The 22,144-nt window shown below is 60.5% G+C and carries 19 protein-coding genes and 1 pseudogene; 9 read left to right on the top strand and 11 right to left on the bottom strand.

The genetic code is table 11. The features are described from left to right. Nucleotides 1-41: 41 nt before the first annotated feature. Nucleotides 42-1,238: a DUF7282 domain-containing protein gene (locus tag BBD46_RS19985; protein ID WP_071403417.1), complete on the bottom strand. Its 1,197-nt coding sequence runs from the start codon at nt 1,236-1,238 to the stop codon at nt 42-44. Nucleotides 1,239-1,416: 178 nt separating this feature from the next. On the opposite strand from BBD46_RS19985, the gene rnz reads away from it, so the two are divergent. Then, on the top strand, nt 1,417-2,352 hold the full coding sequence (gene rnz, locus BBD46_RS19990) for a ribonuclease Z (RefSeq protein WP_071403418.1): 936 nt from the start codon (nt 1,417-1,419) through the stop codon (nt 2,350-2,352). An 89-nt stretch (nt 2,353-2,441) separates the two neighbouring features. Further along, nucleotides 2,442-4,415, top strand: a complete 1,974-nt coding sequence (locus BBD46_RS19995; protein WP_071403419.1) for a DUF460 domain-containing protein — start codon at nt 2,442-2,444, stop codon at nt 4,413-4,415. Between the two features lie 111 nt (nt 4,416-4,526). Here the strand turns inward: BBD46_RS19995 and BBD46_RS20000 are convergent, their stop codons facing one another. Continuing rightward, nucleotides 4,527-4,706: a DUF7470 family protein gene (locus tag BBD46_RS20000; RefSeq protein WP_071403420.1), complete on the bottom strand. Its 180-nt coding sequence runs from the start codon at nt 4,704-4,706 to the stop codon at nt 4,527-4,529. A 125-nt stretch (nt 4,707-4,831) separates the two neighbouring features. On the opposite strand from BBD46_RS20000, the gene eif1A reads away from it, so the two are divergent. After that, entirely contained in the window at nt 4,832-5,122 is a 291-nt protein-coding gene (gene eif1A, locus BBD46_RS20005; protein WP_071403421.1) for a translation initiation factor eIF-1A, read from the top strand. A 174-nt stretch (nt 5,123-5,296) separates the two neighbouring features. Beyond that, complete coding sequence (locus BBD46_RS20010; protein ID WP_071403422.1) at nt 5,297-6,685, top strand: S8 family peptidase; 1,389 nt, start codon at nt 5,297-5,299, stop codon at nt 6,683-6,685. A 142-nt stretch (nt 6,686-6,827) separates the two neighbouring features. On the opposite strand, the gene BBD46_RS20015 is transcribed toward BBD46_RS20010, so the two are convergent. Together BBD46_RS20015 and BBD46_RS22405 are read right to left on the bottom strand one after the other, a co-directional pair. Continuing rightward, nucleotides 6,828-7,109, bottom strand: coding sequence for a hypothetical protein (locus BBD46_RS20015; RefSeq protein WP_071403423.1), 282 nt, complete (start codon nt 7,107-7,109; stop codon nt 6,828-6,830). A 391-nt stretch (nt 7,110-7,500) separates the two neighbouring features. Beyond that, nucleotides 7,501-7,629: pseudogene (locus tag BBD46_RS22405) on the bottom strand (alanine--glyoxylate aminotransferase family protein); the annotation flags it as partial. Nucleotides 7,630-7,713: 84 nt separating this feature from the next. Here BBD46_RS22405 and BBD46_RS22410 point away from each other — a divergent pair. Then, the gene (locus BBD46_RS22410) at nt 7,714-8,739 is read left to right on the top strand and encodes a hypothetical protein (protein ID WP_139173726.1); all 1,026 of its coding nucleotides are present in this window, start codon (nt 7,714-7,716) and stop codon (nt 8,737-8,739) included. Between the two features lie 23 nt (nt 8,740-8,762). On the opposite strand, the gene BBD46_RS22415 is transcribed toward BBD46_RS22410, so the two are convergent. From BBD46_RS22415 to BBD46_RS20035, 5 genes are all read right to left on the bottom strand, one after another. Then, nucleotides 8,763-9,158 (bottom strand): hypothetical protein, encoded by a 396-nt coding sequence (locus tag BBD46_RS22415; protein WP_139173728.1) that lies wholly within the window; start codon nt 9,156-9,158, stop codon nt 8,763-8,765. A 659-nt stretch (nt 9,159-9,817) separates the two neighbouring features. After that, on the bottom strand, nt 9,818-10,930 hold the full coding sequence (locus tag BBD46_RS20020; RefSeq protein ID WP_071403424.1) for a pyridoxal-phosphate-dependent aminotransferase family protein: 1,113 nt from the start codon (nt 10,928-10,930) through the stop codon (nt 9,818-9,820). Nucleotides 10,931-11,061: 131 nt separating this feature from the next. Next, nucleotides 11,062-12,168 carry a DMT family transporter gene (locus tag BBD46_RS20025; RefSeq protein ID WP_071403425.1) on the bottom strand — a complete coding sequence of 369 codons (1,107 nt, stop codon included), beginning with the start codon at nt 12,166-12,168 and terminating at the stop codon, nt 11,062-11,064. 401 nt (nt 12,169-12,569) lie between these two features. Further along, nucleotides 12,570-13,058 (bottom strand): cupredoxin domain-containing protein, encoded by a 489-nt coding sequence (locus tag BBD46_RS20030; protein WP_071403426.1) that lies wholly within the window; start codon nt 13,056-13,058, stop codon nt 12,570-12,572. Between the two features lie 170 nt (nt 13,059-13,228). After that, nucleotides 13,229-14,455: an MFS transporter gene (locus BBD46_RS20035; protein ID WP_171908263.1), complete on the bottom strand. Its 1,227-nt coding sequence runs from the start codon at nt 14,453-14,455 to the stop codon at nt 13,229-13,231. Between the two features lie 445 nt (nt 14,456-14,900). Here BBD46_RS20035 and BBD46_RS20040 point away from each other — a divergent pair, with 445 nt between their 5' ends. The 3 genes from BBD46_RS20040 (at nt 14,901) to metX (ending at nt 18,892) form a co-directional block, all read left to right on the top strand. Next, nucleotides 14,901-15,797 (top strand): hypothetical protein, encoded by an 897-nt coding sequence (locus BBD46_RS20040; protein WP_012996591.1) that lies wholly within the window; start codon nt 14,901-14,903, stop codon nt 15,795-15,797. A 543-nt stretch (nt 15,798-16,340) separates the two neighbouring features. Then, nucleotides 16,341-17,681 (top strand): O-acetylhomoserine aminocarboxypropyltransferase/cysteine synthase family protein, encoded by a 1,341-nt coding sequence (locus tag BBD46_RS20050; protein ID WP_071403428.1) that lies wholly within the window; start codon nt 16,341-16,343, stop codon nt 17,679-17,681. Beyond that, nucleotides 17,678-18,892: a homoserine O-acetyltransferase MetX gene (gene metX / locus BBD46_RS20055; RefSeq protein ID WP_071403429.1), complete on the top strand. Its 1,215-nt coding sequence runs from the start codon at nt 17,678-17,680 to the stop codon at nt 18,890-18,892. Before BBD46_RS20050 ends, metX begins: the two co-directional genes overlap by 4 nt. Before the next feature lie 62 nt (nt 18,893-18,954). Here the strand turns inward: metX and BBD46_RS20060 are convergent, their stop codons facing one another. Then, the gene (locus BBD46_RS20060; RefSeq protein WP_071403430.1) at nt 18,955-19,356 is read right to left on the bottom strand and encodes a hypothetical protein; all 402 of its coding nucleotides are present in this window, start codon (nt 19,354-19,356) and stop codon (nt 18,955-18,957) included. Between the two features lie 203 nt (nt 19,357-19,559). Then, the gene (serB, locus tag BBD46_RS20065) at nt 19,560-20,198 is read right to left on the bottom strand and encodes a phosphoserine phosphatase SerB (protein WP_071403431.1); all 639 of its coding nucleotides are present in this window, start codon (nt 20,196-20,198) and stop codon (nt 19,560-19,562) included. Nucleotides 20,199-20,590: 392 nt separating this feature from the next. Between serB and BBD46_RS20070 the strand changes: the two genes are divergently transcribed. Beyond that, the gene (locus BBD46_RS20070; protein WP_071403432.1) at nt 20,591-22,144 is read left to right on the top strand and encodes an ABC transporter substrate-binding protein; all 1,554 of its coding nucleotides are present in this window, start codon (nt 20,591-20,593) and stop codon (nt 22,142-22,144) included.

A 22,144-nucleotide genomic window follows, 5' to 3' on the forward strand; every position in this document is an offset into this window, starting at 1 on the left:
GTACCGTGTGAGACGCGGATGACAGCCGAGACCGGCGACGGTCACTCCGCGTCAGTCGACTCCTCACCGACGGTGAACGTCGTCTCAACCAGTTCAGGTAACGCCTCCTCGTCGACGACGATCTCGTCAGCATCCGGTTCGTACGGGGAGGCCGCCTCGCGATCCTCCGGATCACCCTCGTAGATGACCGCCGTGAGTTCGTCGCCGTCGTCGACCGAGACGTTCTCGTCGTAGGAGACGCGCACCTCCTCGTGCTCACCCGGCTCGAGTTGGTCGCTCACGCCGAGTATCTCCCAGTCCTCGGGATTGGCGTCGGTCTCGTCTGTGGCGTTCTCGTCGTTTTCGTCCCCGTCCTCGCTTCCATCCTCGACGACCGCAACGAATCCGTCGACCGGAATCGCCACGTCCGTAATCACGCGACTCTCGCTCGCGTCGGTGACCGTGACGCTTGGCTCCGTGTGGAACTCGAGTTCGATCGTCTCGTGGATGCCGTCACGGTCGGTGTAGACCCCGAGGACGCGCTCGCCGGGTGGCGTCCCGCGAGTGTCGACCTCGAAGGTGACCGTCGTCGACTCGCCGCCTTCCAGATCGAGCGTCTGCCACTCGAGTAGGCGGCCGTCGAGTCGGAGTTCGACGGGCTGTTGGGCGTCGAGATCGGTCGGGTTGCGGATTTCGGCGGTGACCTCCATGGTTTCGTTCGTCGTGGCGCTACTCGGTATCTCGAGGCCCTCGACGGCGAAGGAGTCGTCGAGGCCGTCGTCGATCTCCTCGGCGGTGACGGTGGCGGTGGCGCTGACGGGGTAGCCGGCCGAGAGGTACGGTTGGTCCTCGGCGCCGTCGGTCTCGGCGTAGGCGAAGTCGTCTTCGTCTGCGGTGTTCTGGTGGACTGTTGCGGTGAGGCGACCGAGCAGGTCCTGCTCTGCGTCATCGTCTCGGTCGATGGTGAGGTTCTCGTGGGTGCCGGCGGAGAGTGGGTCCGAGACGGCGAGGGGTTCGGTCGCGTCGGTGCCGCCGGTAATGACGACGTAGCCACCGTCGGAGAGGGTGACCTCGTCGATGACGACCGCCGAGCCGTTTTGCTGTTGGTCCTCGAACTCGATCGTGGCCTCAGGGTCGTCGTCGATGCCGAAGAGTGCGGGTGCCTGCCCGACGACAATGCCCGCCGCGAGCACGATCGTGATGGCGATCAGGATGGCGACGACACGCTTTATCGTGCCGAAAGTCGGTCTCGAACTCATTGGGGGTGGGCTAGATGCGCAAGGGTACGGACTGGAGTGACGTAAAACGCGCCGTCCGTTTGCACGACACTCGTCAGACAAGTCGTGACTGACAGCGACACAGCGAGTGGCTACTGCACCGATGGGTCGACATTCGAAGCGGGTTTAGCCCCGGGCCGTCGAACACACTCTCACTACGATGCCACTACGCGTGACGTTCCTGGGGACGGCCGGCGCGGTTCCGACGACGAACCGGAACCCGAGCGGAATCCACGTCGCCCGAGAGGGCGAGGAACTGCTGTTCGACGCCGGCGAGGGAACGCAGCGCCAGATGATGCGCTTTGGAACCGGGTTCTCGATTTCGCACCTATTCGTCACGCATCTCCACGGCGACCACGTTCTCGGCATTCCGGGCCTCCTTCAGACAATGGATTTCAACGACCGCGAGGAGTCACTCGCCGTCCACACCCCACACGGCACACGCCGCCAGCTCAAGGGACTCGTCAACGCGCTCGGCAACCGACCCTCGTTCCCGGTGCGGATCAACGAAGTCGGCGACGGCGATGTCGCCTATCGCGCCGACGAGTTCGAGGTTCGTGCGTTCGGCACGGACCACGATACACAGTCGGTCGGATACGCACTCGTCGAAGACGACCGCAAGGGGCGCTTCGACCGCGAACACGCCGAAGAACTGGGCGTCCCCGTCGGCCCAAAGTTCTCGAAACTACACAACGGCGAGCCAGTCGAACTCGAGGACGGTACCGTCGTCGACCCCGAGCAGGTCGTCGGCGAACCCCGGCCCGGCCGCAGTCTCGTCTACACCGGCGACACGCGGCCAACGGTGGCGACGATCGAGGCTGCAGACGAGCCCGACCTCCTGATCCACGACGCGACCTTTGCCGAGGACCGCGCGGATCGAGCGGCCAAGACCGCCCACTCGACGGCCCAGCAGGCCGCCGAAATAGCGAACCGCGCCGGCACAGACCGGCTGGCGCTGATGCACATCTCCTCGCGCTACGCGGGTCACACCGGCGACCACCTTGCCGAGGCCCGCGACGTGTTCGATGGCGAGGTGTTCGTTCCCGAAGATGGCGATGTGATCGAACTCGAGTACATGGACGCAGACGAAACGTAACCGGACTGGAATCCACCGGCGATCTGACACCTCCACCACGGACTCACACCCGCGCCGGATTTATACTTACTTCGCCCCTACCACCGTCCGTGAGTACGCGAACGAGTGCGCTCGATGCAGTCGTCTTCGGGGTCGACGTCCAGAGCGGCGACGTGCGCGGTGACGCACCGTCGTACGCGCTGGTCGAGTTCGACGGCGAGACGGTCTCGCGGGACGTCGTCTCACACCGAAAACTCAGACGGCTGATCGACGACGAGGAGCCGGCGATCGTCGCGACGGACAACATGTACGAGCTGGCCGCCGACAAGGACCAGCTCATCCACCTGCTCGGCGCGCTCCCGGCAGGAACGAAGCTCGTACAAGTGACGGGGGCCGAACAGCCCGAGCCACTCTCTCGAGTCGCGAAACGCCACGGCATTCCATACGGCAAGGAGCCGATGCAGGAAGCCGAGGCTGCCGCCCGCCTCGCCGCTCACAACGTCGGCCACGAGGTCTCCGCCTTCACCGACACTACGACTGTCAAGGTCGCTCGGGGCCGCTCGACCGGCAGCGGCGGCTGGAGCGAGGACCGCTACACCCGCCGCATCCACGGCTCCGTCAAGAAGCGCGCCCGGGAGGTCGAGTCCGAACTCGAGGAGGAAAACCTCGCGTACGAGACGGACATCCGGGAAGCCTACGGCGGCTACGCGAACGCGGTGTTCACCGTCGAGGCGCGCCCGCAGGATATTCCGGTCTCGCGCAATCGCTCGGGCGACGTCCGCGTCGAAATCGAACGCGAGCGACGCGACGGGATCGAGTTCCGCCCGCTCGCAAAGCGCCGAGATCACGTCGTCGTCGGGATCGATCCGGGGACGACGACCGCCGTCGCTATCGTCTCACTCGAGGGCGACGTGCTCGACGTCTGGAGTTCACGGACCAGCGACACCGCCGACGTGATCGAGTGGATCGTCGAGCGCGGTCGGCCAATTATCGTTGCCGCGGACGTGACGCCGATGCCCGAAACGGTCGAGAAGTTCCGCCGGAGCTTCGATGCGGCGGGCTGGGCACCGGAGACGGACCTGCCGGTCGACGAGAAACAACACCGAACGCGCGACCACCCCTACGACGACGACCACCAGCGCGACGCGATGGCGGCCGCGCTGTACGCCGTCGACGCCCACGGGGACCAGTTCGAGCGCATCGCCGCGAAACTCCCGCCGGGAATCGACCGCGGCGAGGTCACCGCCCGCGTCGTCGCCGACGAGGAAAGCGTCGAAGCCGTCCTCACGGATCTTACCGACGACGACGGCGAGGAGGAGGAGACAACCGAACACGAACCCCGCGAACTCAGCGAGGACGAACAGCGGATCAAAGATCTGGAACGACAGGTCGAACGCCTCCAGTCACACGTCGACACCCTCGAAGGACGGATCGAGGATCGCGACGATCGCATCGACGACCTGGAACGGGAGCTCGAGTCGGCCCGCCGCCAGGAACGCAAGGAGGTGCGACAGGACCGCGAGGTGACTCGTCACCGTCGCACGGCGGAGCGACTCGAGTACGAACGCGACGAGGCTCGTGAGCGCGTCGAGGAGCTAGAGGACAAGGTCGCACGAATGAAGGCGCTCTGGAAGCTGGATCACTCGAACTTCAGCGACGTCTCCGCGAAGAAGGAGGGGCTGGTGCCGGTCAAGGTTATCGAGAAGTTTACGAAGGGAGCGATTCGCGAGGCCGACGACCAGTACGGAATCGCGGAGGGAGACGTGGTTTACGTGCGCGATGCGAGCGGTGCGGGGCGCTCGACGGCGAAGTTACTCGCGGGGTTCGAGCCGCGGGTGATCCTGAAGGACGGCGGGCTCTCGGAGGTCGCCGACGAACTGCTCTTCGAGCACGAGATTCCGGTCGGACCCGCCGGTGACGTGGCGATGCAGGAGGTGGACGAACTCGCCGTTGCACGGGAAGAGGACGTGGAGGCGGTGATCGACGACTGGCACGACCGTGCACGGGAACGGCGACGTGATCAGAAGTCGGCGATGGTCGATCAGCTGATCAGCGAGCATCGGGCTGGCGATAACGAGGTCTGAACAGTACTATAGTAGCCACTGCAAGTCAATGCACACCTGATCGCATGACAGCTGTGCGATCAGTGTGTGAATAGTTGCAGTTGTTATTATAGACGGCGAACAGAACGGAACCTAGAACATACCGAACTGCTGGAGGACATTCGAGATGAGCGCCTTGACGACGAGGCCGAGACCGGCGAGCACGAGGGCGATGCCAGCCGCGACCAGCCAGTTCGCATAGGCGATGACGCCGATACCGGCGACGAGAATCAAGATGCCGACGATTCCGAGGGGACCGAGACGATTGAGCATAGTCGTGCATGCTCAGGCGAGCGAAATAAACGCCGTGGTTCGCGGACCACTCACCGCCAGCGCGGGGTGTGATCGCCCCAGGGAATCGATAAAGGGTTAAACCGTTCGAACTCGAACCGGGGCCCATGAGCGACGACGGCGAGGGTGGTCGGAAGAACCTCCGAATGCCTGAGGAGGATGAGGTCTTCGCGACCGTCACGAACATGCTCGGAGCGAATCGGGTGACAGTACGCTGTGCAGACGGGGAAGAGCGCACCGCGCGCATTCCCGGCAAGATGCAAAAGCGCATCTGGATCCGCGAGGACGACGTGGTTCTCGTCGAACCGTGGGACTGGCAGGACGAGAAGGCCGACATCACCTGGCGCTACGAGAAGAGCGACGCGGACCAGCTCCGTCGTGAAGGGCACATTCAGTAGCGACTCGAAACGACAGTTTTCGTTCGGTTCCGTGGGGTTAGTGGGGTTGGAACTCCGTTGGCGAGCCGGCCGTATCGCTCGGTAGCCGCCGATCTGTCTCGATGAACGAGACGTGCCAACGGAGTGAACAGACAGCACAGAAAGCTTATCTGGCAGGTTTACCTTTCAGTCCCCATGACTCTCACTCGTCGCCAGCTCCTGCAGGGTGCCGGCGCAGCCGTCTCCGTCAGTCTCGTCACGTCTGCAGGGACGGCGGCGGCGTCGCAGTCGTCCACAGCGTCACCCTCGTCGGACAGTCGACGGGTGTTCGTCCACCCGCAAAACGGACTGCTCGGCGAGCTACTCGATGTCGTCGACTCCGTCGGCGGCACGACGCTTCGCGAGTACGACAACTTCGACTTCGTGCTCGCAGAAGTGCCGTCGAACCGGCTGGACGAGTTGCTCGCCGCTACCGGCGTCGCCTCCGTCGAAGAAGACGACGAAACCGGCATCCCGGACGACTGGTCGCCGTCGCTACTCGAGTCGTTGTTGCCGCCGGACCGGTCGGACTGTGAGACCCACCCCGACCAGCGAGTCTCGTGGGGACACGAGCGCATCGGCGCGACTGAGGTCGAACCGGACGGGGCGGGCGTCGACATCGGCATTCTCGATACCGGCATCCAGACCGACCACTGTAGCCTCTCGGTTGCGGGCGGGCGGAACGTTACCGGCTCTGGACTCCCCGACGACTACGAGGACCGCCACGGCCACGGGACCCACGTCGCCGGCGTCGCCGGCGCGCTGGACAACGACCGCGGCGTGGTGGGGACGGCACCGAACGCGGACCTCTACGCCGTGAAGGTGCTCGACGACGATGGCGACGGCCGCTACAGCGATCTGATCGCCGGTATCGACTGGTGTATGGAGAACGGCGTGGAAATCATCTCGATGAGCCTCGGTGGCGAGAGCGAGAGCGACGCGGTCGACGAGGCGGTCGAAACCGCCCACTCGGCGGGTCATCTCCTCCTTTCGGCGGCCGGCAACGAGGGCAACAACGGAAGCAGCTCCTGCACCGAGGAGACGATGACCTACCCGGCGACACACGACGACGTCGTCGCCGTTACCGCGATGAACGAGGACGACACGCTCGCGTCTTACAGTAGCGTCGGTGAGGGTGTCGACCTGCTCGCGCCGGGCACCGATATCACCTCGAGTACCGTCGACAATCACTACGCCGAGGCCAGCGGAACGAGCGTCGCGACGCCGTTCGTCGCCGGCGTTGCGGCGCTGGTCTGGGAAACGCGCGAGGAGTCGGGACCGGAACCGGGAACCAACGAGGCAGTGCGATCGATTCTCGGCGAGACGGCGGAACCGGTACTCGATACCTGCGCGGAAGGGGACGGCCTCGTCGACGCTCGTGCGGCGGTGGGCGACGACCGGGCGACGGGTGGCTCCGATCACGAGGAGGGCTGGTCCGAGGATGGGTCAGTTGGGACGCTCCGCGACAGCGTCTCGTCGGCGTTCGAGTGGGTCACTGAGCTGGTTGGAGCGATTATCGACCGGCTCGGACGGCTGTTCGGGTAGTTGTCCGCGAGCGGGACGACACTCACCGTTTGTCGACCGGCAAAGGTGGGACTTGGAAACTGGAACTGGGTACTCGAGTACCGCGTCTGTTGTGACTACGGAGCTGCTGTACCTGCGCGGACACTGAGACGCGAAAAACCGATTACTGGGAGTTGACGCGGATTTCGACGGTACCGAAGCCGGGGACGTCGAGTTCGGTCATGTAGCCGCGGAGGCGTCGGCCGAGGGCGGGCAGGGCGCGTCGGAGGACGACGACTGCGAGTGCGACTGTAATCGTGATGGTTGCCGCGTAGACGGGGTAGCTCGCAGCGATGAGCAGCGCGAACGTCCCGATCAGGAAGACGATCCCGCCGATGAGGGAGCTCGTGACAGAGGGTGGTTTGGGATCTGTGCTTCGTGGGCGAAGGTGTGGATACTGTGTCATGGTGTGTAGCAACCGTCGCCCCGAACGGGGGACGGGTGGTCTCGATTCGAAATACGGGTTCCCCGTATATAATGTTTCACTTTCTTGGTAGGAGTAGATGCGTGTTACCACACAACATTATAGAAAACAACCGTTATAGACTCCGTATGCCCATGTAACCAGTACCATGTCATACTCTACCTACTTTACCGAAGAATTATACATTCGAGATTCAATGAGACAGGTGTGACCACGAACGGTGGCACTCCTCGTGACGGCCACGGCTCTCGGGCCAGCACGGCTGGCGGGACTGGACAGCACGAAGTACGCACAAACAGCACGCGGGAGACGGACTCAGACGGAAAATCAGAGACAGTCTGAAACAGTTCACCCCTGGTTCCGGACCGTTCCCCTACAGCTCGGCGACGTCTTCGATCGCGTCGGTCAGCGTCCGAATGCTCTCGACATCGTGTTCGCCCATGTGACCGATGCGGAACGTCTGCTCGCCGAGCGCGGAGCCGTAGCCGTTCGAGAAGACGATTATGACCAAGAGGTCCATAACCATAGGAAATTATTATGAGGAGTTTCCATAAGATATTTATTATTGTTGGCCTATGTGATTTTCATGGGAGAAGATAAATCCCAACACAGTCGGTCAAGAAGAGATTTTTGTCGAACGAGCGTTGCATTAGTAGGTTTCGGAGGACTCACACAAACATCATCAGCGGATGATGCGAATACTGATGATTACATGCGTCCACCACCAGGTGGAGAACCGTCTCCAACGACTGATGAATGGGATGGTGCCTGTTATGTCAATCCGTCCCTATACCAGTATGAGGGATATCATACGAGCAGTGTTGTTGAATATGATCGATTTTATGCGCCAAATAATCCTCTAGGAGCGTGGGGTCATGACCTGCAAATAACTGCGCGGTCGGAATTCGGACGTTGGAGTTCCCGATTAGGAGATGATCCAAGCGATGCCGATTTTGCTCCGTATTTGGAAGCACAAGGGATTAATTTTGATATGAATAATGGGAATCTAATGACTCCAAGTCCAGGTAATATGGAAAACAATAATTATTTCGGGACATCTCGTCCAGAAGACGATGATGCCGAGAAATTAAATGAACCCGATGATGACGAACTTGAAGATGTTCTTGAAGCAGCATTAGGTGCTGCTCCAGTAATTGGGGACATGCTAGATTACGCAGCTATCGCCGATGCCCTCATTGCGGATGGAAACAACGGTGAAGGATACGATTTTTACTGGCCATTCGCTACTGGAGGAGCATCTACGGGGTCAGGATTAACTGAAACAACCTGTACGATTCGATGTCAAGCATTTGGTGACCCAGATACGTACATTACTGGGACTATTGAAGCGACGATCTGGGCCGAAACGAATTTTGGTGATGAATGGGGGAATAGGTCACACACCCATGAATGGGAAGTAGAACTGTGGTGTCCTGATTGGGTCCCTGATGAAGTTGGTCAAGCCACAATATCTAGCCCAGAATTCACGAACGACGAGAAGACCAATATTGTGGTAGAAGACGTAGATGAGTCGTTGGTAATCAATGGGGAAGAAATAGATATAGAGAAGAGGGTAAAAAATGTCCCCTCCCAAATTCGGCAAGTAAGTTAATCGGGTGCGCTACATATTTGTAACTAGCAATCATATTCTCTATTTTCTGGGTCCAATTTAAAGAAAGATACTTCCTCTTCCTCTGTAATAACTGCTTGAACACCCACTGGGATAGAATCAGCATATATTGCTGTCATGTCAATGGACTTCCATTCAGAAGAGTCTACCTTTACACGAAATTTGAAGGCACCTTCTCGTGAAGGAAGGTCTGATCTTGTTATTGAAATGGTAGTTGGATTAAGATTATGAGACACCCCTAATGGGGATAATTTTTTAGTTACTTCATATACCAATTCATCCTCATCAACAATTTGTGCACGGATATTATAGCTGTTTGACTCATCCATATTTTGAATAGTTGCCAAGCAAAATTGGACAGGCTCGTCTAATTCTTCGTCCGAGGTACAACCGCTACTCATCAGTAGTATACTACTAGTACAAACTCCTAACAATGTTCGACGTGGTAGAGAAGGCATTTTTAACTACGTGAGAGGTTGTATTGGTTTAACTTATAGCCGTTGGTTCCAACCAATATAGCTGACGGCGACGAGAAGCGTGAACGTGCCGAGCAGGAACGCGAGACCGCCGCCGATCGAACTCGCGACCGATGGTGGTTTCGGGCCTGTGCCGCTCGGTTGAAGGTGTGGATATCAGATCATGGGTCGTGTAACCGCCGTCTCGAACGGGACGTGTGAGTTAAGTCGACGTATGTCCTCGCCGCATACCACATTTCATATTTCTTATAAGAATAGTAGTAACGGTAACGCGCGCGACTGTAGAGATCATCCGTTATAGACCGTATATCCTATTGAAACAAGTACTATGATACAGTATCTGAATCACGAAAATATCATACAAGCATGATGACTGGTCCGGCGGTGCGCAAAGCGGAAGTGAGATGACTGCGAGGCCAACGGCGCAACGCAAATACGAGACGACGAGAGAGTCGCGTCGCTTGAGCACGTTCGAAGACGAGCGAAAACAGCGGAGACAGCGAAGAACGAAAAATGGAGTCGCCGTCGTTCCGCCGTCACGGCGGGTTCCAGGACGCTCCGACCGATGTGTGCGCCCCCGTCGGTTACAGGCCGGCAGCGTCTTCGATGGCGTCGGTCAGCGCTCGGATACTCTCGACATCGTGTTCGCCCATGTGGCCGATCCGGAACGTTTTCTCGCCGAGCGCGGAGCCGTAGCCGTTCGAGAAGACGAAGTCGTACTCCTCGCTGACGGCGTCGATTGTTTCCGCGACGTCGATCCCCTGGGTGTTCTCGATACAGCTCACCGTCTGGGATTCGTAGCCCGCCTCGGGGAACATATCGAAATGCTCGTGCGCCCACTCGCGCGTGTACTCAGCCATCTCCCGGTGGCGCTGATCGCGCGCGTCGTGGCCTTCGTCGAGCATGTGCTTCATCTGTTTGCGGTAGGCGAGCATGATCGGAATTGCCGGCGTCGAGTGGGTCTGGCCCTTCCGGTCGTAGTAATCGAGCGAGCGCTGGAAGCCGCCGTACCACGAGGCCGAGTCGGACTCGAGTTCGCGCTCGTAGGCGTCGTCGCTGACGACGCAGACGCCGAGTCCCGGCGGCATCGCGAACGCCTTCTGGACCGACGTGAAGATGACGTCGATGTTGTGCTCGTCGATGTCGACGAAATCGCCACCTAGCGAGGAGACCGCATCCACAATGAAGGACGTGTCCGGGTACTCCGCGACCACGTCACCGATCTCCTCGACCGGATTTCGGACGCCGGTCGAGGACTCGTTCATCACGCAGGTGACCGCGTCGTACGCGCGGTCGCTTTCCTCGAGTGCCTCGCGAACGTCTTCGGGCTTGACCGCCTGGCCCCAGTCGTACTCGAGTATGTCGACGGTTTTCCCCAGTCGCTCGGCGACGTTGGCCTGGCGCTCGCTGAAGCTGCCGCAGGTCGTGACGAGGACGGTGTCGTCGACGAGGTTGAGGATCGAGCTCTCCATGAACTCGGTGCCGGAGCCGGTGAGGATGATGACGTCGTTGTCGGTGCCGAGGAAGGTCTTGGTGTCCTCGACGATGGTCGTATAGAGGTCGGTCATCCGGTCCATGCGGTGGCCGAACATCGGCTCGCACATGGCCTCGATGACGTCCTCGCGCACCTCAGTCGGGCCGGGGATGTACAGCGTCTGCTCGGGATAGTCGTCTCTGTATTCTCGTTTTTCGGTCACGGAAGCCACCTGAGTACCGCCTACTGGGTGGCGAGAGGGTATGGTAGTTTTGGATGGCGCAGTCGAAACGAAGGGGTTGCCGGCGAGTGAGACGCGGTGTGAACGGGAGGCGGATGTCGAGACGCAGGACGTCAGTCGCCGTGTGGAGAGACCGACGCGGAGCCACCGGTCGCGTTCGTGCCGTGTGTGTTCGGCGTCGCGTTGGCGGCTGTCGACGACGAGTCGGCTGGGCTGTTGTCGGCACGCAGTCCGATCCCGAGGTCGCGGTCACTCAGATAGGAGTTGCCCGAGACGACGACGCTGCCGTCCGTGAACGTTGGGCGCCGCGGGCCGTAGCCCACGAGCGGACCGCCGACCTGCCAGAGCGCGTCGAGCTTACAGAGTGCGAAACCGGCGATGATCAGCGCGAAGCCGAGGATCGTCAGTGCGGTAATCGACTCGCCGAGCAGCGCCCAGCCGAAGACGGCAGCGACGACCGGCGTCGCGTAGTTGACCAGGCTGAGTTCGGCCGCGCCAACGCGCTCCAAGAGGACGAAATAGATGAGGAAGCCACCGGCCGTTGAGGCCACGCCAAGGTAGAGCAGCGCGCTCGCCGCGGGCAGCGTCAGCGACGCCGAGGAAACCGCCTCAGCGGGGTGGGCGGCGCTCAACGCGTGCAAGACGGCAGCGCCGACGACCATCGCCCACGCCTGCAGGGAAATCACCGGAAGGCTCTCGTCGATGCCCTCGATGAGTACCGAGCCAAGTGCGAACAACGTCGCCGCGACGAACAGCAGCGCGACGCCGAGGACCTGTCCGTCGAGCGAGCCGCCGGGAACCGCGATAACGACGATGCCCGCTAAGCCGACGAGCAGTCCGAGCACTGCGGGGGCGCGGATCCGCTGGTTCGGCAGGAGTGCGAGTGCGAGCGGCGGCGTCACGATCGGCGTCAGACTCAACACGATCGCGGCAACGGCACTCGAGACGTACGACTGTCCCAGAAAGAGGAACGCGAAGTGGCCACCGACAAGCAGGCCGCCGGCGACGGCGATCGCGTACCAGTCCGTCCGGGTCCGTGGTCGCCACTCGAGTTCCCGGAGCGCGACGAGGCCGACGAAGACCAGCGCGGCGATGTCGAAGCGAAGCGCCGCAAAGAGAATCGGCGGGATCGTCGCGAGACCGACCTCGATCGCACTGAAGGCGGTCCCCCAGACGAACGCGAGGGCGACAAAGAGCAGGATGTCTCTCTGTGAAATCATTTTCAGAGAAAAAGTGCTGGGGGTACTTTTGTATTCTGATTTCGCATCGTCAGTGCCTGAGCGTTCCGAATTCGGCGCCACGTGGTAACAATGATCAGTGGTGAAGAACCGTGGTAGTCTCCGAAATCCGACAAACAGATACGCAGTTCGATACGTCAGTGACGATGAACGACGGCAAGCGAGACAGCGCGTGGAAACCGGGGACGAGTAACCAGCGAGCGACCGGCGAACAGAGGCGAGCAGAGGCGATATAACGAGTTCGAGACGCGAACCCAGACTGACCAGTGGCATTCGGGACGCTACCGGGATGACATCGTAGACACGCGGAAAACGTCGAAGAGAGATGTGACTCAGGGACGAACGCACACGAAAGAAGTCAGATCGAAAGAACGGCAGTCGCGTTATTCGGACTCGACCTGAATCTCGCCCTGCATCTGGCCGTGTGGCTCACAGCGGTAGTAGGCCATCTCCTCGGAGGCAACGACGCCCTCGAGGGTCTGCTCGTCGTCGTTGACCTGGTCCGTTGCGTAGTCGTCGACGATCTCTTCGTCTTCGTCCCAGATCTCGATGTTGTGGGTACCACTGTCCTGGTTGTACCAGGTGAAGTCGTACTCTTGGCCCTCGAAGAGGACGATCGTCGGGTTCTGCTCGCCGGCGATCATGTCGGGCGCGACGCCTTCCCAGCCGCCGGTCGCGCCGTCGAGTTCGATCGTGTCGACGTCTTCCCACTCCGATGGGTCGATGTCGTCGCCGCCGTTCTCGTCGCCATTTTCGGCGCCGTTTTCGTCGTCCGTATCGTCGTCGCTACATCCTGCGACGAGTGCGGTCGCGGCTGCCGCACCCGTAAGCTTCAGTGCCGTACGTCGGGAGAGAGGGTTGTTTCGACTCATCAACAGCGTATTAGAGATCACCACATAAAAATGGCCCTCCTCTACCGGCGTGCCGTTATGCGATTTCATACCATAGTAACACTGACCAGTAGTGATTTCTTACGACAGAGAAAGACCGTATTACGTCGTGAATACGGGGATAACGGGAGCACCGACGAGACGTGCTCACCCTACCGGTCTGCCTGTGGCGATGACTTCGCACCGGACTCGAGTGATAGCCGCAAAAAGATCGGAATCGTGACGAGCGCGATGGCGATTTCGAGGCCGCCGACGACGAGGAACGCGAGGTCGTAGCCGTAGGAGCCAGCGACGGAGCCGCCGATGAGAAAGCCGCCGAGGAAGCCGAGGCTGCCGGCGACGTTGAAGCCAGCCATCGCGGTTCCCCGTTCGCGTTCGTCGGCGAGATCCGTGACGAGCGCCATCGTCGCGGGCGAGACGAGCGCGCCGAGGATGCCGACGACGATCATCGCTCCGGCAGCGGCACCGACGGAGGGAGCGACACCAACACCGAGAATACCGATGCCGTAACAGGCGGAGCCGACCACGACCGGAATCGTCCGACCGATCCGATCGGAGAGCGTCCCGAGCGGGTACTGCAGGAGGGCAAACGGCGCGAAGAAACACGCGAGCAACAGTCCGGTCGCACCGGGATCGAGGCCGAACGTCTCCTGGAAGTACAGCGTGCCAACGAGCGCGAAGAAGCCCGCCGTCATCCGATCGACGAAGCCGAAGGCGTAGGGCAGCGACAGTGTTGGCCGCTGTCGGACGCCCTCGAGAAGCGCGCGGGCGGTCCGACGAGACGCCGGCGTTCGGTCCTCGAGCCGGGAGACGAGGAGTCCAACACAGACGAGCAGCGTTGCGGCCGCGAGCAGCGGTGCAACTGGATCGAGTTCGGTCAGTTGGCCGCCGATCGGCGCACCCATCGCAGCACCGAGCCCGATGGCAATGCCGGCCGCACCCATGTTGCGCCCGTGACCACCTTCGAGATCCATCAGCATCGTCATCGTCAGTGAGAACGCACCGATCGTCATCGCACCCTGCAGGACGCGCAACAGGAGGACACCTTCGAACGGAATGGTACCGATCGAGGGAACTGCCGCTAGCGCGGCGTAGCTCGCGGCCCCGCCAATCGCGCTCACCACGATAAACGGTGTTCGTCGACCCGTAACGTCGCTTATCGCACCCCAGACACCGACGAAGACGACGTAGGCCCCGAACTCGCTCACGAGAAACCACATGCTCGCGTCGAGTGTCGTCGACGCGACGGGCGAACTCGCCGCATCAGCTCCGAGCGCGTCGACCAGGGTCGCGATACCCGGGTAGAGCAGCAGTTGCGAGAAGAGGACGGCGAACACGACCGCCGCGAGCACCAACCGGTCACGATCACTCGAGTGCACGACCAGAGGTTCGAACCAGGAGAATATGAAGGCGTCCGTCTCGTCGCCGTCCGTGCGCTCGCCATTAGATGCGTCGTTTGCCACCGCCAGGGAAGCCCGCCAGACACGTCAACAGGACTAATACCGTTAGCCAGTGATTTCTTAAATATCACTTACAGGGGAGTATTGAAGTCTATTTGGTGACCCGGACATCAACATCATACGTAAAAATAAATGTAGATGAACGAGGGGCTATTCAAAGACCGTTCCATTTGACCAATGAAGAGCGTTTTTTACAGAGATTTGGTTAAATATAGTGCATTGAATGGGCGGGATGAAATCACATCATAAGTAGAAGAGATTTCAATAGGAAGAACCCCATTATATTAGATGGGAATTCTAATGGTAAATGTTTAGTTTAATCGTATACCATAACTTTTAATATATGTAGTAAGTAATATAATGTATGGAAAGAAGAAAGTTACTCCAAGCAATTGGAAGCGGATCGGTTGGTATCGGTACTGTAGGTGCAATTTCAGGTAGTAGTACGGCCAAAGAAAACAACATTGCAGCACGAGATCACAGTGAGGACGCTACAGCGTCTCTAATCAAACAGGCTCAATCGGATTCGGACTTACGCGCCCTCATTGATCATGCAAATGAAAACGGATGGCGTATACCGTGGGACAGTGCAACAACTAAACGTATAACCAGCCAAACGGAAACAGGGTATTACGACTACATCGTTGTCGAGGCGGAGTCGTCTAGCCAACAAGTGGAGAAAGAGGAGGAGTTAGTATTCATTTGGATTGGTAACGATACAATGGGTTTAGACCTTTCGCACCATACAGTTATCCACCACGTTCAAAAAACGGACAAACCGACAGCTAGTGGCCTCTTTGGGTGGGACAAAGTAAAAGTGATAAAATCCGAGGCCGGTGATATTATCCAAACAGAGAGGGATTTCCATAGGGAGAACGAATTAGGAGCGGACGATTACACGTTCCCTCCCGGTGGTGGCAGTAGTGAATGTGTCGAAGTAGACGTCCAAATAGCTCCAGACGCAAAATGGGATTGTGTCGCCCTAGCTGTCGCGGGTGCGATTCCAACTTCCGTGCCATGTTCGACTTGTATTCTAGATGTTACACGTACGTCGTGTGCTGTCTGCGCAATTGCGACTGTTATATACAAGGTTTCCTCGATGCATTGCTTTTCTGATTTGGGGCCTGTCGTTCAAGCAGATGTCGAAGAATGGTTTTTCGAGGAACACGATGATTTCAGTTACTCGGATTTTGCGACCTGGACAGATGAGGCACTAGTTGTTGACGAAACCTTTTATAACGAAGACCTACCTGTCTGCTAGGTGAGCTATAGAGCCACATTTATACCCATATAGTTATGGGAAACTCAAATATCTAATACGGAGAAATATATAGAACACCATGATGAGTCCACTGATCTTGTTGTACACCATTTTATTTATATTTCTATTTTTGATTATAAGGAGAGAGTATGCAAGAGGCTCAGATAAGTATGAAATTTGTGGTTGGGTTATGGTGGCGGGAAGCTTTTTCTTCCTCTTTGTTACTACTACTGACATGCATGTTCCTATATTATCAAGGGTGCAAGAAGTGACTGTGTACGGTCTAATAGCCATTCAGGGGGTGGCAGCGTGGATGTTTCTCTGGTTATCGAATACATCAAAGTTTTAATATCTTATCTGTGTTAGACTGAATTGGTTATTAGCGTTGGTTTTACAGATAGTTATTAATACGACTACAGACGGCCACACCAGATAATCCGATTCAGCCCACGTTTTAACTCCGGAGTGTTATCACTAGCCACAGACAGCGGTTTTTGCCGTTACTGAGGCGCATATGAGGCTGGAGTTATATGCATACTGAACATGAGCGACGACGCGAGCGACGGGACCGACGCCGAGTTCGGGACGGCGGAATTCGGCACGCGGAGCGTTCACGCCGGCCAGCGAGCCGATCCGGCCACTGGTGCGCGCGCCCCGCCGATCTACCAGACGACATCCTACACCTTCCCCGACGCCGAGACCGCCGCCGAGCGCTACGCGCTGGCGGACGACGGTTACATCTACTCTCGAATCAGCAATCCAACCGTCGAAATGCTCGAGGACCGCCTCGCCTCCCTCGAGAACGGCGCGGGCGCGGTCGCAACGGGCAGCGGTATGGCCGCACTCGACTCGGCCACCCTGCTCCTCGCCGAGGCAGGCGACAACGTCGTCTGCTCGACCGACACCTACGGCGGGACGACGGCCTACTTCTCGAAAACTGCGACGCGACGCGACATCGAACCCAGATTCGTGCCGACACTCGAGTACGACGCCTACGAGGAAGCCATCGACGAGGACACTGCCTTCGTCCACGTCGAGACGGTCGGCAACCCCTCGCTCGTCACGCCGGACTTCGAGCGCGTGGCCGAGATTGCCCACGAGAACGGCGTGCCGCTGGTGGTCGACAACACGTTCGCGACGCCGGCGCTCTGTCGGCCGCTCGAGCACGGGGCCGACGTGGTCTGGGAGTCGACGACGAAGTGGCTCCACGGCTCGGGAACGACCGTCGGCGGCGTGCTCGTCGACGGCGGCACGTTCCCGTGGGGAGAGCACGGCTACGACGAAATCGCGGGCCAGAACCACGCCTACCACGACGTCGACTTCTCGCGGGACTTCCCCGAGGCACCGTTCGCCGCTGCAGCCAGGTTCCGCTCGCTGCGCACCCTCGGCAATCAGCAGTCACCGTTCGACGCCTGGCAGACGCTACAGGGACTCGAGTCCCTGCCGTTGCGGATGGACAAACACTGCGAGAACGCGGCCATCGTCGCGGAGTACCTGGCCGACCACGAGGATGTGGCCTGGGTCACACAGCCCGGACTCGAGTCCCATCCGACCCACGACAACGCCGCGCGCTACCTGGACGACTACAGTGGGATGGTCGCGTTCGGGCTCGAGACGGGCTATGCCGGCGGGAAGACCCTATGCGAGAGCGTGGAGGTCGCCCAGTTCCTCGCGAACATCGGCGACGCGAAGACGCTAGTGATCCACCCCGCGAGCACGACGCACGGCCAGCTCACCCCCGACGAGCAAGAAGAGGCTGGCGTCACGCCGGATCTGATCCGTATGTCGGTCGGTATCGAGGACCCTGCGGACATCCTGGCCGATCTGGAGCAGGCGATTGAAACCGCGACACGGACGGCGACGGAGGGCGACGAACGCACATGACGACGACCGACGTGCAGTCGCTCGGCGAGTTCACCTTCGAGTGCGGCGAGTCGATCCCGAATCTCGAGGTGGCCTACGAGACGTACGGCGATTTCACCGGTGACAACGCTGTCCTCGTCTGTCACGCCCTGACCGGCAGCGCACACGTTGCCCGCCGCCCCGACGCCGGCGACGACACCGCGGGACAGGCCCGCGCCTGGTGGGGCGACGTCGTCGGTCCCGGAAAGGCGGTCGACACCACCGAGTACTACGTCGTCTGTGCGAACGTCCCCGGCTCCTGCTACGGGACGACGGGGCCCTCGAGTACGAATCCCGAAACTGGCGAGCCCTACGGCACCGACTTCCCGCCGGTCACGGTCGGCGACTGGACGCGCGCACAGCGTCGGTTGCTCGACGAACTGGGTGTCGGTCGACTCCACACCCTCATCGGCGGCAGCGTCGGCGGAATGAACGTCCTCGACTGGCTCTCGCGCTACCCCGACGATGTCGAACGCGCGGCGGCCGTCGCCACGGCCGCGAGACTCGACGCGCAGTGTCTCGCGCTGGATACGGTCGCTCGCCGGGCGATCACGGGCGATCCGAACTGGAACGGCGGTCACTACTACGGGGGGACGGAACCGCAAGAGGGTCTCGCACGCGCCCGGCAGATCGGCCACATCATGTATCTCTCGAAGGCCTCGATGGCCCAGAAGTTCGGCCGGCGCTCCGCGGGCCGCGAGACGGTCCGCGAGGAATCACCGGACCCCGCAGCGTCGTTTTTCCCCTATCGCGAGGTCGAGTCCTATCTCGACTATCAGGCCGAGAAGTTCACCGACCGCTTCGACGCGAACAGCTACCTGTACCTCACGCGCGCGATGGATGACTACGACCTCTCGACCGGATACGAATCCGACGCGGCCGCACTCGCCGCCTTCGAGGGCGAACTCCTCTTGCTGTCGTTCACCGGCGACTGGCACTTCACCGTCGAGCAGTCAGAAGCGGTCGCCGAGGCCTGCCGCGAGGCCGGGGTCGACGTTTCCCACCACGTCGTCGAATCCGATCACGGCCACGACGCGTTCCTCGTCGAACCGGAAAAGGTCGGCCCGCCGCTGGCGACCGTACTCGAGGAGGGACTCGCCGGGCGGACAATTACGGATACAACGGATGGCGACGAACCGACAGGCGAGTCGGAGTCGTTTGCACCCGTACACACGAGTCTGTTTTCGGAGTAACAGCTTGCTGTTTTCGAGTAACACGGAGTGAAACAACGAAACCGAACAGCAAGGAAAACGCGTTAGTCAGCCGTATTCGTGTGTCTCTGCTGCGGGGACGGGTCGTCCTGCCCACCAGTGAATCGAACGTACTGGTCAGCAACGCTGCGGCCTGGCCGCCGTCGCGCCAGCCACCGTCGCAGGTCGCTCCCGAGCAGGTCGAGGCCGGTTGCACGCATGAACCGCCGGGCGGGCGGGGAACGGAACATGGTAATCAGCGCCCACATCGTCCCTGCTGTAAACGTCCCGAGTGCCGAAAACGTCATGCCGAGCGTCAGGAAGGTGAACGTGTAGACGTAGCCGATCGTCATCGAGGGAATACTCGTTCCGAGCGGGACCCGGGCGCTCGCATTGGCTAGCGTCGGCCCGAGAAAGACCACAGAGAGACCGCTACCGATCATGAACACGAAGTCTTGCCACATCATCAAATTCGGTTACTCGATTGTGAGTTAAAACTCTCTCGGTCAGGAAATAGGCCATTACAGCGGATACTCGGGAGAGCGAGAACGTCGTGCGCAGCAGTCGATCGGCAGCGAGCAAACTGCGTCGATCATACTGCCGGACAGAACTACTCGAAGATCGGTCGCGCTACTACGGCCGACTTCTTACTGACTTCTGTCGGGCAGCATCACTCGAGTACGGCGTTGGACTCGAGTACCTCGCGCGCTTCGGCCATCGAGGAGACGACGACATCACAGTGTGGTTCAACAGCCGGTTTCGGCTCGAAACCGATCGCGAGACCGGCGACCTCGAGCATCGGAAGGTCGTTCGCGCCGTCGCCGATCGCGACGGTGTCCTCGAGCTCGGCACCGACGTCGTCGGCGAGGGACTCGAGTGCGTCGTCCTTGGTGCCCTCGATTAGTGAGCCGTTGACCTCGCCGGTGAGTTCGCCGTCCGCTAGCGGGAGGCGGTTCGACACGATATGGTCGACGGCGACGCCCTCGCGCTCGAGTGCCGCTGCGACGCCGCGTTCGAAGCCGCCGGTCAGAATGGCGGTCGTGATTCCGGCCTCGTTGAGCGTCTCGATCAGGTCCGCCGCGCCGGGTCGCAGTTCGACCTGCTCGTAGGCGGCGGTCGCGTCGGATTCCGGCAGGCCCTCGAGGAGGGCCGCCCGCTCGCGGAGGCTCTCCGCGTAGCCGATTTCGTCGTTCATCGCGCGCTCCGTAATCGCTGCCATCTCGTCGGCGACGCTGCAACGCTCGCCGAGTAGTACCGTCATCTCGGAGTCCGAAAGGGTCCCGTCGAAGTCGAAAGCGACGACTGTCATCGCTCGCCGATTGTGGACGGCCGGATAAACCAGTTCAGGTTCACGGCAGGTTTCACACGGCACCGAACCCACCCCGCGTCTGTGTCCTTTCAGACCGGAACGACCGACGACGGCCACCGCTGGTGAGTGATACGAGTCTAAGGGGCTGTACTCGAGGAGAGTGACCGGGCGTCTCGAGTCGTCGACCGGCGGGAGGTGTCGATGCGTGAACCAGAACATTCACAAGTGCACTTTCAGTACATAAAATAAGATTGTACAATGGTCATCAGCGAGGTTGATCCGGATCGAATCAACGCCAGTTGCACCTGGGAACTGACGAGTACGAGAGTGCTTGTTAACTACCACCCATAGTTAGCAAGTATTATTAAAAGCTAAAATTAGTTAATAACACGATGGACACAGCACTCACACGCCGACATCTCCTCAGCGCCGGAGTTGGCGCTGGAATCGCCGGGCTCGCCGGCTGTGCGGAGACCAGTCAGGATGCGGACGCGAACGGTTCGTTTACGATCGTCCCGACTTCGGACCCGACGGGAACGGGCGACTCCTGGGAGAACTGGGGCGGGATGACACCCTACTGGACGCGGGTTATCGAACCGCTGGTCTGGGGGACCGGCGGCATGCAACCACAGCCGTGGCTCGCGACCGACTGGACCGCGACAGACGACACTACCTGGGTGTTCGACCTCCGGGAGGGCGTCACCTTCCACAACGGCGACGAGATGACCGCGGACGACGTCGTCCACTCCTTCGAGGAGGACATCCTCACCGAACGTGGCGACTTCGTTCACGGCTGGCTCCACCTCGAACCAGGCAGCGTCGACCGGATCGACGACTACACTGTCTCCTTCGAGACGACGGAACCCTTCCCCGGATTTCCCGGAACGATCGCACACAACATGATCGACATTCAGCCGCCCGAAGCCGACCGCCGTGACGGCGACATCATCGGCACTGGCCCGTTCACGCTGGCCGAGATGGAACAGGGCCAACAGCTTCGCGTCGAACGCTTCGAGGACTACTGGGGCGGCGCTCCCGAGCCCACCGGTCTCACGTTCCGGGCCGCCGAGGACGCGACGACCCGAACCGACCTGCTCGTCGCCGGCGAGGTCGACCTCATCTACGAGCCCGCGACGAGCCGAATCGACGGACTACGCGAACGCGGCGACGTGCGCGTCGAAACCGAACAGTCCTCCGGCTCGGTATTCGTCTCGATCAACATTCACCGGGAGCCGACCCACGATGCCGACCTTCGACGGGCGCTCAACTACGCGATCTCACAGGACGAAATCGTCACCACCGTCCTCGAAGACATCGGCCAGCCCGCCCGCGGTCCGCTCTCGTCGGTCATCGACTGGGCCGCCGACGAGGAACTGCCGGCCTACGAGCGCGACCGTGACCGAGCGCGTGACCTCGTCTCGCAGTCGTCCTACGACGGCGAGGAGCTCACCTGTCTCGTCGAGAACGACATGGACGACGGCCGTACGCTCGTCCAGATCCTCCAGGAGGAGTTCGAGAAAATCGGTGTGACCCTCGACGTGGAGGTACTCGAGAGCGCCTCGCTCCGGGACCGGACCGACCGCGGCGAGTTCCACCTCGAGCTCGGTACGTCGCAGTCGAACAGTCCGGCGGCGGACTACATCATGTGGGAGAACTTCCACACGATGGGGATTTCGAACAAGGACCTGTACGAAGCCGAGGGAACGGGGCTGCACAACCTCGGCGGCGAGGTCGACGAGCTAATCGAGACCGGCTTCCAGTCACACGACCCGGACGAGAAGCGCGAGGCGTACGTCGCCGCCCAGCGCGAGATTATGGACGCAGGCGTCGTCGTTCCCCTGTTCTACCGGGAGTACGTCGTCGCCGCGGACGCCGAACTCGAGGGGATCGACCTCCACCCGATCGATAAGTTCGCCCAGTGGGGCGAGCTGACGCGAACGACGTAG

It is taken from the genome of Natrialba sp. SSL1 (assembly GCF_001861355.1).
Classification (GTDB): domain Archaea; phylum Halobacteriota; class Halobacteria; order Halobacteriales; family Natrialbaceae; genus Natrialba.